The sequence below is a fragment of the Streptomyces sp. NPDC087901 genome, from assembly GCF_044742205.1.
Lineage (GTDB): Bacteria > Actinomycetota > Actinomycetes > Streptomycetales > Streptomycetaceae > Streptomyces.
On sequence record NZ_JBIUUC010000011.1, the window covers coordinates 143,800 to 155,086 of the forward strand.

The following is an 11,287-nucleotide window of genomic DNA, read 5'->3' on the forward strand; positions in this document are numbered from 1 at the left end:
CCCCCGTAGGATGGTGCGTATGGCTAAGACCGGTACGACGACCCAGGGGCTGCGCGCGGCGATCGAGCGCAGCGGCTACTACCCGGCCCTCGTGGCCGAGGCGGTGGAGGCCGCCGTGGGCGGTGAGCCGGTCGCTTCGTACCTGGTGCACCAGGAGACGACCTTCGACTCCAACGAGGTGCGCCGTCACGTCACGGTGCTGGTGCTCACGGACACCCGCTTCATCGTCAGCCACACCGACGAGCAGAACGCCGACACCAGCTCCCCGACGCCGTACGCCACCACCTCCACCGAGTCGGTCAAGCTGGACCGGATCTCCTCGGTCGTGGTCAGCAGGGTCGTGGCCAACCCGGAGAAGTACGTCCCTGGCACGCTGCCCCGCGAGGTCGTCCTGACCATCGGCTGGGGCGCGGTCTCCCGGATCGACCTGGAGCCCGCCGCCTGTGGCGACGCCAATTGCGAGGCCGACCACGGCTACACCGGCAGCTCCACCGCCGATGACCTGAGCCTGCGGGTCAGCGAGGCCGGCGACGGCCCCGACACCGTGCGCCAGACTCTCGCGTTCGCCCAGGCGCTCTCCGAGGCCACGGCCGTGACCCCGGCGGCCGGCCGCTGATGGTCCAGCCGGCCTGGCAGGACCCTGTGCTGCTGCCCGTCGACACCGCCCCCGTGCCGGAGTACGGCAGTGGCTCGCTCGCCGATCTGCTGCCGACGCTCGTCGCGGGACAGGGTGTCCCCGGTTTCACCGCGGCGATCCCCGAGCTCACCCCCGCCGACCGCAACTGTGTCTTCCTGATCGACGGTCTCGGCTGGGAGCAGATCAAGGCGCACCCGGACGAGGCACCGTTCCTGCACTCACTCCTGCCCACGTCCCGCGGTGGCACGGGCCGCCCGATCACCGCGGGATTCCCGGCCACCACCGCGACCTCGCTGGCGTCGGTCGGCACCGGGCTCCCGCCGGGCGAGCACGGCCTGCCCGGCTACACGGCCCGTAATCCGGAGACCGGCGAGCTGATGAACCAGCTCCGCTGGAGGCCGTGGACAGCGCCGAAGGTCTGGCAGCCGTACCCCACCGTCTTCCAGCTGGCCGACGCGGCCGGAGTGCGTACCGCCCAGGTCTCCGCCCCCACCTTCGAGCAGACCCCGCTGACCAAGGTCGCGCTCAGCGGCGGATCCTTCCTCGGCCGGCTCACCGGCGAGGAGCGGATGGACGTCGCCGCCGAACGGCTGGCCGCCGGGGACCGCTCCCTGGTCTACACGTACTACAGCGAGGTCGACGGCAAGGGCCACCGCTTCGGCGTCGACTCCGACGCCTGGCGCGGGCAGCTGATGTACGTCGACGGCCTGGCCGGGCGCCTCGCCGAGCAGCTCCCGCCCCGCTCGGCGCTGTACATCACCGCCGACCACGGAATGATCGACATCCCGTTCGACGAACAATCCAGGATCGACTTCGACGAGGACTGGGAGCTGCGCGCCGGCGTCGCCCTGCTCGGCGGCGAGGGCCGTGCCCGCCATGTCTACGCCGTCCCGGGTGCCGAGGCCGATGTGCTGACCGTCTGGCGCGAGGTGCTCGGCGAGCAGTTCTGGGTGGCGAGCCGTGAAGAGGCCGTCGAGGCCGGCTGGTTCGGCCCGCGGATCGACGAGCGGGTGCGTGGCAGAATCGGCGACGTGGTCGCGGCGGCTCACGACGACGTGGTGATCACCGCCTCGGTCAACGAGCCGCACGAGTCCGCGATGGTCGGCATGCACGGCTCGATGACCCCTGTCGAGCAGCTCGTCCCGCTCCTCGAAGTACGTACCTAGACCCCGCTTCCCGCTCAGCCCTCCTCCTCGCCTGTTCCGAAAGGTGCTCAACCCCTCATGCCCGAGCTTGTGTTCTTCTCCGGAACGATGGACTGCGGAAAGAGCACGCTGGCCCTCCAGATCGGACACAACCGTTCGGCACGAGGGCTCCAGGGCGTGATCTTCACCCGTGACGACCGGGCGGGGGAGGGGAAGCTGTCCTCCCGGCTGGGCCTGGTCACGGAGGCGGTCGAGGCTTCCGAGGGCATGGACCTGTACGCGTACCTGATTGCTCAGCTGACCAAGGGCGGCAGGGTCGACTACGTGATCGTGGACGAGGCGCAGTTCATGGCTCCGGCCCAGATTGATCAACTGGCCCGCGTCGTGGACGACTTGGACATGGACGTCTTCGCTTTCGGTATCACGACGGACTTCCGCACGAGATTGTTTCCTGGTTCGCAGCGACTGATCGAGCTGGCCGACCGGATCGAGCAGCTTCAGGTTGAGGCTCTCTGCTGGTGTGGAGCCCGTGCCACCCACAACGCGCGGACCATAGACGGCGAGATGGTCATCGAGGGGGCGCAGGTCGTGGTCGGTGACGTGAACCGGCCGATGGGTGAGACCTGTTACGAGGTTCTCTGCCGCCGTCATCACCGGCGCCGTGTGACTGCTGCGTCCGCCCGCATGGGTGCACTGTCCCCGGATGTTCTGCCTGTGTCATCCGCGTGATGCCTGACCTCGGGCTTCACTAGCGGCTTGTGCGGGCGTTCAGCAGATAGGCGGAGAGTGCTGCTGAGCAGCGACGAGGGGACTTGCCAGGGGTTCCGTCCACTGCGAAAGATGTGCACTCCGAAGGTCAACGAGTGCATCGTGCCGGACCCCGCTCTCCGCGGTGTGGGAACTTGTAGGTGCCCACAAAATGGCTGGTCACGGGTGCGGTCCGTGCAGGACTGGCTTTGTCGAGCAGTAGTGACGTTACTTGTCGACGGATTTGGGAGGCGCCCAGAACCACGGTCGGGTGATGTTGATGAGTTGGGAAGGCGCCGGGGTCCTTGCCAGAGCAGCATCGGGATGCCCCTGGTGAAAAGTCCTGGTCATGCCCGTCGAAGGTCGAGCTGCACGCGGAGACCCGCCGTGACCATCACGGCGGCATGTCGATGCGGGAGCTTGAGCGCAACCACCGCGTGACCTGGCGGACGGTTGTGGTGGCAGTCGTGGCGCTTCTGACGTCGATCCGGCGGTTCGGCCCGTCCTGAGCGGCTCGCGCGCGCACGCTCAGGACGGGCCCTCACCCGACTACGGGCCCGATCAGCCCGCGCAGAGCTTCACGTTCACCGTGTCGCCCTTGCTCACGATCTTCGGGCTGTGGGGAGTGACCTCGATGACCGAGGTCGGCTTGCAGCCGGGACTGGTCACCTTGACGATCGTGCCGAGCTTGAGCTGAGCCTTGAGGAACTGTCCCTTGGCCGTGGCCAGGTCCATGCCCGTGAGGTCGACCGCGATGGGCTCCTTCGTGAGGCCGCCCAACAGGAAGGTGGCCCTGTTGTGGTCGACGGTGGCGGCGGCGGGCTTCGCCGACGTCTGTGAGGCACCGGTCATGGAGGCCAGCGCCGTGCCGCCGCCCGCCACGATCAGGGCAGCGGCGAAACCGGCGATGAGTGTGGTCCGCCTGCGGCGGGTGCGGTGGACCATGCCGGCCGTGTCGAAGGCCGGTGCGTTGGTGGAGTGCGCGAAGTTGTTCATAGCGTCGATCAGTTCCTCTTCGAAAGGTGTGCAGCCGGAAGGCCGCGGTTCGTACGGACTCATCGCGTTCCTTCCAGGAGCTGCTGCGGTGAAGGGGTGGAGGGTTCTGGGAACTGGCTTCTGAGCCGGTCGATGCCGCGGGCGAGCTGGGAACGGACGGTGCTCGGCGAGATCTTCAGGTCGACCGCTATCTCGGCGTCGGACAGGTCGTGGAAGTACCGCAGCACCACCACCGTCCGCATCCGTATCGGCAGTTGCTGAAGAGCGCGGACCAACTGGTCCCGGCTGTCGATCCGTCCGTACTCGTCCCTCGACGCGGCCGGGTCGCCGTCGACCGGGTGCTGAGCCGTACGCCGGAATCTTCGCCAACGGTCGTTGGCGAGATTGACCATGATCCGCCGCACGTACGCGTCCGGGGCGTCCTTGGCGCTGATGGTGCGCCACTTGCGGCAGGCCCGCTCCAGGGTCTCCTGCACCAGATCCTCCGCCGCGTCTCGACTGCCCGTCAGGACGAGTGCTCCCCGGAACAGCGCGGCCGACCGTGCGGTGACGAATCCATGGAAGTCCCCCTCCGCCGACTCGGTCCCGCCGCGCTCGGCCCCCACTGCCCACTTGGCTGCCAGATCCACACCCGCCTCCCTTCCTGTCACCCATCCTTGACGGGGAAGGCCATGGAACTGCTGCACGGCCACAGTGTGACCTGGGTCACACTGGTTACGTTCACCCTTCCTGCCGGCCGACCGCTCCCGGCCGTGCCGCGAGCTGCGTCGCCTGCGCCCCCGCGGACTCATCGCCAGCTATCGGCCGCGGGCGGGACGTAAGCCGAAACGCTGGCCCTGCGGATGTTGGGATCGGCGTCCGTCAGCAGCGCCCTACGCACCCAGTCCGGGGCATCGCGCCAGTACTGGATGATCGACGACCGCACACTGGGCTCTGGGTCTGAGGCCAGGCGGGCCGGCAGTTCCGGCGGCAGGTGGTCGTTCATAGTGAGAAACGACCGCACGGAGGAATCTGGATCGTCTGCCAACCGGGCCGGCAACCCTGGCGGCTCGTCCGCGACGCTCGCAGCGACCCCGCACCGGACCGACGGCTCCGGGTGCTCCGCCAGGCGGGCCCTGATATCTGCGGGCACGGAGGTGTTGGCCGCGAGGGAACGTGCAGAGCCGAGTTCGATGATCTCCTCGATCAGCTGCTCGGTCAGGTCTCGGCGCCTCAGCGCCACCGAGCGGCGGGCCACCGGATGCCGGAGCAGACGCCACACCAGGTCGACGGGGAGGTCCTCTTGAGCTGCCAGCGCGCTCAGTTCAGCATCCAGACTCATGCGCCGCAGGCTAAGCGTCTGCACGGAGATCCGTGCAGAAGGGGAGTTCGTCATCCTGGTGTGGTCGCATCCCCCGCTTCCGTTCCGTCCCGTCCGCTACGCGCGCTGCCGCGAGCCCCGCTGCGGGGGTACTCCCGTCTGATTCTGCAGCGTCTCCTCGGCCACCCGGCCACGGTCTTGCGCCGCTGGTGGCGGAGTCAGCGTGACTCCGGCGTCCGTGAGGACAGACAGGTCCAGAGCGTAGTCGCGGCCCGAGCGTGCTTCCCAGACGCCGAATGCGGCGTCGATGTGTTGCATCGCCTGTCCCTTGGTCATGCCGGTCACCTTCACCAGGTGGGCGAGCGCCTGATCGGCAATGCCCCGGACCTGAGCAAAGCCAAAGTGGGTCACTGTGTGGCAGTCGGTGCACAAGCAGATCAAGCGGCGGAGTGTCTGCGTGAGCTTCTGGTCGTCGAACGTCCAACGCTCGTGCGCTTCCAACCAGCGCTTCACGTTCCTGTCCTCGGACGCGCCGCATGCCTCGCACTTCATGCCGGCACGTCGCGTGATCATGCGGCGTAGACGCTCCCAGTCTTTAGGCGCCACACAGGAACGGACATTCGTGAACCAGCAGGACCTGGGGACAAGGTCGACGAACAGCCCCTGCCCCAGAGTGCGATCTTCACCAGGAAGCAGATCCGGAACGTCGGGTGACGCCGTCCACTTCGAAAGCGCGCTCTCCTTGCCAGGCGGGGCGTACCAGCGTCGCGCCGCACCATCCCAGCGTGCACCTGTCGCCTTTGCTTCGTCCTTCTCCTGATAGGAGACGTCGAGCCATGTCCGTGCAACCGCCATGCGAGTCCCTCGTTCTGACGTTGGGTCATTGAGGAGACACGCTAGAGCGCCACGCTGACAGCCGTGCTGCCGAGCCGAAAGATGGCCCGACCTCACGGGCACAGCAGCCGGGACAGCGGCGTGGGGTGGGCGCCGGTTCTTGCGGCCGGGCCGGTAGGTCGGTGGTGACGTCCGACAGTGGTTCGGCCGGGGGCTCGACCACTGCCTCTTCGGGATCGAAGTTGCCGAAGGAGACGCCGGGAGCTCGGCGTGGCCAGGGTCGCGGCGGTGCGGCCAGCTCGACGTTCTTGATCTCGCCGGGGTACCAGTCACGGTGGCGTGCCGGGTACCTGACGGGCCCTGGACTCGCTTCCCTGCCGGCGCTTCGGCGGGCCGAGGGGGAGGCGTAGGGGTGGGGGAGAGTTCCGACGCGCAGAAGTTCTTCAGAGCCCCGTTTGCCAGGGGAGCTCAGGCATGACAGCGGCACGCAGGGAACCCCTGATGAGCCGGGGGAGTGGTCTTGAGGACGACGCAGTCAGCGGTGGGGCACGGGCGGGGAGTGACATGGAACCCTGCCGCCACCTCACCCACGGAGCTTTTGATGAAGCGCACCGCCACGGCCACCACGTGTGCCGCCGCCCTGCTTGCCACCATTCTGACCGGATGTTCCGACAGCACCAGCGACACCTCAGGCGATGGATACGGCTCCACGCCCTCCAGCGCCTCGCCCTCCAAACCGGCCACCATCGACACGAAGTCCGTGGGCAAACTCGGCACGATCGTCGTCGACGAAAAGGGCCGCACCCTCTACCTCTTCCTCGCCGACAAGAAGAACAAGTCGAACTGCGAGGGCGACTGCGCCAAAGCCTGGCCTCCGCTGCTCAGCAAGGGGGATGCCAAGGCCGGAAAGGGCGTGGACAAGAAGCTGCTCGGCCTCACGAAGCGATCCGGTGGTGAAGAGCAGGTCACCTACAACGGTCACCCCCTCTACCACTACGCCGGCGACACGAAGCCCGGCCAGACGAACGGGCAGGGCCTCGACCAGTTCGGCGCCGAGTGGTATGCCCTGAACGCCAAGGGCAAGCAGGTCGAAAGCTGAGACGGGACACGACGGCATGAGTTCGCGGCGCGACGGCGAAGGCGGCGGGAGCCGCGCTACCGGTGCGGTGCTCGCGCCCCTCGCCTTCCTGGTGCCTGTCGCGGTCGGCGTCGGGATCTACCTCTTCGGAACCCACCACACACCTGACTACGGGTACGGGCTCTTCGGCAGGCACGGCAACGCCGCAGTCGACCTCAAGGCGCAACTCGGCACCGCACTGCTCGGCCTCGCCCTCATTCAACTCGCCCTCGCCCTGTGGATGTACGGCCGTATCCCCGGAGCCCGCGCCGCGCCCCGACGGGTGCGATTGGGACACCGCGCGCTTGGATTCCTCACCTTCCTCTTCTCGCTTCCGATCGCCTACCACTGCCTTCAGACGTACGGGATCGAGACCACATCGCCACGGACCACGATCCACTCCATCGCAGGGTGCGCCCTCTTCGGTGCCTTCGTAGCCAAAGTGATGGTGGTGCGCAGCAGACGCCTGCCCGGCTGGCTGCTCCCTGCGATGGGCGCCCTGCTCGTGCTCGGAATCGCCCTCCTCTGGTACACCGCCGCTCTGTGGACCCTGAACGCCGACTCGGCACCGGGCCTTTCCGCCACCTGACTTCAGTGCTTCGTGTGGTTCCCGTGGCTGGTGGGGCGACAGCGCTTAACGCCCCAAAGAACCGGGGCGGGCGGGCTGGTCGCAGGACCCATGGCGCTGGACTGTGGTCTCGGCGCCTCGGTGGGTGATTTTCTCTTCCGGCCGGCCGGGGACGGCAGCCAGTCCCCGGGCCCCGTGGCGACCTGCGCGTGCTGTGCCTCGCGGTCCTCCTCGGATGGTGGAGCTCGTGGCGTACGGCGCCTGGAGGTCCCAGGGCCCGTAAAGCGCTGATCCTCGTGACGGCGTCAACGACGCCCCTGCTCTGGCCGCCGCCCCCACGGCATCGCCATGGGCCGTGCCCGCTCCGACTTGGCCCCGGAGACCGCCGACGCCGTCATCGTCCACGATCTACACCGGCATGCTCGTCGACTGGGTCAAGGAGGAGCTCCACCTCGTTCTCGAGATCGTCAAGCGCAGTGACCAGCCCCGTTTCGTGGTGCTGCCCAGGCGATGGGTGGTCGCATGGGCGTGAACAACCATCGGCAATGCCGTGATCCGGACGACCGGGACGGAATCGGGCCGGCCGTGCGAATACCGGGCCCGTGCCGTGGACGTGGCCGAGGAGCCCACGGTCCTGGGCCTGCTGGGTCTCCTCGCCACGCATGCCGTACCCGCCCGTGCCGCGGGCTGCGGGCGGGACGCCGGACTTTATGCGTACAACCTCAAGGACGGCGACCCGGGCGATGGCGCTGCTCTCCTGCGCACCAGCCGCGACGACGAGACGGTCGTCGAGTTCCGCGAGGCGCGCTGACGGCGCCGCCGCTCGCCGTCCTCCTCAGCGCTCCGCCGACCGTACGATCGTGAACGCCGCGCCCTCCGGGTCCGCCACGGTGGCCACCCTGCCGCTGGACCCCTCCCTGGGGGGCTGCAGGATGTGTCCGCCGAGTTCCACCACGCGCTGCGCCGCCTCGTCCGTGTCGGCGACCTCGAAGTACGTCATCCAGTGCGGGCCCCGGTCGCGCGGCAGGGCGTGGCCGACGCCGTGCAGCGAGGCCACCGGGCGACCGTCGAGGTGGAGGGTCTGGTAGTCGAAGTCGGCCGAGACGATCGCCTCGGCCTCGTAGCCGAAGACCGCCTGGTAGAACTTGGCGACCGTCGACGTCTCCCGGGTCACCAGCTCGTTCCAGACCGGAGTGCCGGGGGCGCCGGCCAGCGTGGTGCCGACGTGCGCGGCCGCCTGCCAGATCCCGAACACGGCTCCGCCCGGGTCGGAGGCGATGGCCATCCGGCCCGCCTGCCCGGCGTCGAGCGGTCCGACGCCGACCGTGCCGCCGCAGGCGCGGATCGTCTCCGCCGTGAGGTCGGCGTCGTCGGTGGCCAGATAGGTCGTCCAGGCGATCGGGAGGTGCCGGTCGGGCGGCAGCTGTCCGATGCCCGCGACCTCCTGCCCGTCGATCAGTGCCCGGACGTACGGGCCGAGCTGCTCGGGGCCGGGACCGAACTCCCAGCCGAACAGTTCGGCGTAGAAGTTCTGGGTCGTGTGCAGGCCGTGCACGATCAGGCTCACCCAGCAAGGTGTTCCGGGTGTACGCCGAGCGGCAGCCTCGGTCATCGTCACACTCTCCTCGGACCATCGTGGTGGCCGTACGGGGGGAACGGGGCCGGCGCGCCGTTGTGCGGTACGGGATGTGTACGCCCCGTGCAGATGCTTGCACCACCCGGCGCGTGATGCGCCCCGGCCGCGCCGTCTTTTCCGTGATCTCGACAGAGAAGGTCCGGTTCGTGGCGGTATATCCTTTTCGGCGCTGTTACGGGTGAGGCGGCCGCTGCGCGAAGATGGCATGCATGAAGCCCATCATCTCCGCATCCGAATGTGTGAGCGAGTCGGCGGGGCCACGTCCGCCAGTGCTCCTGGACGTACGTTGGCAGCTGGGCGGCCCCCATGGTCGCTCCGACTACGAGGCCGGGCACATTCCCGGCGCGGTCTTCGTCGATCTGGACGCGGAGCTCGCCGGTCCGGCCGGTGACGGCGGACGCCATCCCCTGCCCGACCCGGTGGAGTTCGGTGCGGTGATGCGCCGCGCGGGGGTCGGGCGGGACAGTTCGGTGATCGTGTACGACGGCGGCCAGGGCTGGGCGGCGGCCCGTGCCTGGTGGCTGCTGCGCTGGACGGGGCACCGGGACGTCCGGGTGCTGGACGGCGGTCTCAGTGCCTGGACCGGTGAGCTGTCGAAGGAGATCCCGGCTCCCGCGGAGGGTGACTTCGTCCCCGCGCCCGGTGCGCTGCCCCTGCTGGACGCGGACGGCGTGGCCGCCCTCGCCCGCTCGGGTCTGGTGCTCGACGCGCGGGCCGCCGAGCGCTACCGGGGCGATGTGGAGCCGATCGACCGGGTGGGCGGGCATATCCCGGGAGCGGTCTCGGCGCCGACCGTGGAGAACGTCGGCGAGGACGGGCGATTCCTGCCCGCCGAGCGGCTGGCCGCCCGGTTCTTCGAGCTGGGCGCCTCCGAGGACGCCGAGGAGGTCGGCGTCTACTGCGGCTCGGGGGTCTCCGGTGCCCATGAGGTGCTGGCACTGGAGGTCGCCGGATTCGCGGGCGCCCTCTACGCGGGCTCCTGGTCGCACTGGACGCGCGACGGGTCCCGCCCGGTCGCCACGGGCCCCGACCCGCAGTAGGGGAGCCGGGCGGGGCTGCGGCTCCGGCCCGGGCAGCGCGCGAGGGCCCGTACGCGGCTGCGTACGGGCCCTCGTCATGCCGCGGTCACCCGGTTCCGCTCAGTCCTGCTTCTTACGGCGCGTGCCGAAGACGATCTCGTCCCAGCTCGGCACCGCGGCCCGACGCCCGGGCCGGACCCCGTCCGCCTCGGCCTGCCGGTCCGTCGTCCCGGTGAGCCGGTCGCGGTGACCTGCGACCGCGCGCGGCATCAGCACGTCCGCGTACGCGGAACCGGCGCCGGCCGACGCGGCGGGGGCAGGTGGCTCCTCGGCCTCCGGCTTGTGGACGGCGGGTTCGAGCGCCGGGGGCTCGGGCGGTGCGGGCCGTTCCGGTACGACCATGTCGCCGCGGAAGCTCGGTACCGCCTCCAGCAGGCTGGTGAGTGAATCCCGCTCGCTCGCGGTGACCCCGCCGATGCGCTCCTCCGGCTCCGGCGGCGGAGGCGGCGTGGGGCGTTCCATCTGGCGGTCGAGGGCGCGGTCCAGCGGCCGGTCGCGCGGCAGCCGGGCGATCCGGGGGACGAACGGGAAGCTGGGTTCGGGTGCGGCGACGTCGTCGGTCTCGCCGATCAGCGAGCGCGCCTCGTCGTCGACGGCCTGGACCAGCCGGCGTGGCGGGTCGTAGGTCCAGCTCGCCGAGTGCGGCTCACCGGCGACCCGGTACACCAGGAGGACCTCCCAGGTGCCGTCGTCGCGGCGCCACGAGTCCCACTGGACGGTTTCCTTGTCGGCGCCGCGCAGCAGCAGGCGCTCCTGCACCGCCTCGCCGAGCTGGGGGCCGGTGTTCTCGCCTGGACGGCGCACAGGAGTCTTCCGGGCCCGCTCGGCCATGAAGGCGCGCTCCGCGAGCACGGGGCCCTCGAAGCGGCGGACACGGTCGACCGGAATCCCGGCGAACTGAGCGACCTCCTCCGCGGAGGCACCGGCCCGTATCCGGGCCTGGATGTCGCGGGGGCGGAGGTGGCTCTCCACCTCGATCTCGATCTGGCCGAGCCGTGCCCGGTCGTTGCGCACGGCGGCTCGCAGCCGCTCGTCGATCGGGAGCGTGTACTCCGTGCTGTCTGCAGCCTTGAGCACCAGTCGTGTGCCGTCGTTGGAGACGGCCACGACACGCAGTTCGGGCATGGGGACCTCCCGGGTGGTGCCTGCCGACGTCACGTGCGTCGCTGCTTCCGCTAGTCGAGTGTGGCCTGCCCGGGTGCTGCCTGCCACAACATTGCCGTGTTGC

Annotated in this window: 13 protein-coding genes; 7 read left to right on the top strand and 6 right to left on the bottom strand. The window is 69.6% G+C overall.

The genetic code is table 11. The features are described from left to right. The first annotated feature begins 19 nt into the window (after window positions 1-19). Genes ACIOEW_RS29220 through ACIOEW_RS29230 form a run of 3 tightly spaced genes read left to right on the top strand, consistent with a single transcriptional unit; the run spans window position 20 to window position 2,511 of the window. Window positions 20-616 (top strand): DUF5998 family protein, encoded by a 597-nt coding sequence (locus tag ACIOEW_RS29220; protein WP_351002285.1) that lies wholly within the window; start codon window positions 20-22, stop codon window positions 614-616. Further along, complete coding sequence (locus ACIOEW_RS29225; protein ID WP_401967253.1) at window positions 616-1,803, top strand: alkaline phosphatase family protein; 1,188 nt, start codon at window positions 616-618, stop codon at window positions 1,801-1,803. The genes ACIOEW_RS29220 and ACIOEW_RS29225 overlap by 1 nt, the downstream gene beginning before the upstream one ends. 57 nt (window positions 1,804-1,860) lie before the next feature. Next, window positions 1,861-2,511 (top strand): thymidine kinase, encoded by a 651-nt coding sequence (locus ACIOEW_RS29230; protein WP_362549496.1) that lies wholly within the window; start codon window positions 1,861-1,863, stop codon window positions 2,509-2,511. Window positions 2,512-3,090: 579 nt separating this feature from the next. Here ACIOEW_RS29230 and ACIOEW_RS29235 read toward each other — a convergent pair. The 4 genes from ACIOEW_RS29235 to ACIOEW_RS29250 all read right to left on the bottom strand — a co-directional run bounded on the left by ACIOEW_RS29235 (window position 3,091) and on the right by ACIOEW_RS29250 (window position 5,680). Further along, the gene (locus tag ACIOEW_RS29235; RefSeq protein WP_362549499.1) at window positions 3,091-3,588 is read right to left on the bottom strand and encodes a hypothetical protein; all 498 of its coding nucleotides are present in this window, start codon (window positions 3,586-3,588) and stop codon (window positions 3,091-3,093) included. After that, window positions 3,585-4,154: a SigE family RNA polymerase sigma factor gene (locus ACIOEW_RS29240; RefSeq protein ID WP_401967256.1), complete on the bottom strand. Its 570-nt coding sequence runs from the start codon at window positions 4,152-4,154 to the stop codon at window positions 3,585-3,587. The genes ACIOEW_RS29235 and ACIOEW_RS29240 overlap by 4 nt, the downstream gene beginning before the upstream one ends. A 158-nt stretch (window positions 4,155-4,312) precedes the next feature. After that, entirely contained in the window at window positions 4,313-4,846 is a 534-nt protein-coding gene (locus tag ACIOEW_RS29245) for a hypothetical protein (protein ID WP_401967258.1), read from the bottom strand. A gap of 96 nt (window positions 4,847-4,942) precedes the next feature. After that, a complete protein-coding gene (locus tag ACIOEW_RS29250) occupies window positions 4,943-5,680 on the bottom strand; it encodes a DUF5710 domain-containing protein (RefSeq protein ID WP_401967260.1) in 738 nt (245 codons plus the stop codon). 580 nt (window positions 5,681-6,260) lie between these two features. Here ACIOEW_RS29250 and ACIOEW_RS29255 point away from each other — a divergent pair. The 3 genes from ACIOEW_RS29255 to ACIOEW_RS29265 all read left to right on the top strand — a co-directional run bounded on the left by ACIOEW_RS29255 (window position 6,261) and on the right by ACIOEW_RS29265 (window position 8,155). Beyond that, window positions 6,261-6,758 carry a hypothetical protein gene (locus ACIOEW_RS29255; protein ID WP_362549510.1) on the top strand — a complete coding sequence of 166 codons (498 nt, stop codon included), beginning with the start codon at window positions 6,261-6,263 and terminating at the stop codon, window positions 6,756-6,758. Window positions 6,759-6,774: 16 nt separating this feature from the next. Next, window positions 6,775-7,365 carry a DUF6529 family protein gene (locus ACIOEW_RS29260; RefSeq protein ID WP_362549512.1) on the top strand — a complete coding sequence of 197 codons (591 nt, stop codon included), beginning with the start codon at window positions 6,775-6,777 and terminating at the stop codon, window positions 7,363-7,365. Window positions 7,366-7,894: 529 nt separating this feature from the next. After that, complete coding sequence (locus ACIOEW_RS29265; protein ID WP_401967262.1) at window positions 7,895-8,155, top strand: hypothetical protein; 261 nt, start codon at window positions 7,895-7,897, stop codon at window positions 8,153-8,155. A 24-nt stretch (window positions 8,156-8,179) separates the two neighbouring features. Here the strand turns inward: ACIOEW_RS29265 and ACIOEW_RS29270 are convergent, their stop codons facing one another. Beyond that, the gene (locus ACIOEW_RS29270; protein ID WP_351002289.1) at window positions 8,180-8,956 is read right to left on the bottom strand and encodes a VOC family protein; all 777 of its coding nucleotides are present in this window, start codon (window positions 8,954-8,956) and stop codon (window positions 8,180-8,182) included. Between the two features lie 233 nt (window positions 8,957-9,189). Here ACIOEW_RS29270 and ACIOEW_RS29275 point away from each other — a divergent pair, with 233 nt between their 5' ends. Beyond that, window positions 9,190-10,020: a sulfurtransferase gene (locus ACIOEW_RS29275; protein ID WP_401967264.1), complete on the top strand. Its 831-nt coding sequence runs from the start codon at window positions 9,190-9,192 to the stop codon at window positions 10,018-10,020. A gap of 99 nt (window positions 10,021-10,119) precedes the next feature. Here the strand turns inward: ACIOEW_RS29275 and sepH are convergent, their stop codons facing one another. Further along, on the bottom strand, window positions 10,120-11,184 hold the full coding sequence (gene sepH, locus ACIOEW_RS29280) for a septation protein SepH (RefSeq protein ID WP_362549520.1): 1,065 nt from the start codon (window positions 11,182-11,184) through the stop codon (window positions 10,120-10,122). Window positions 11,185-11,287: the final 103 nt, after the last annotated feature.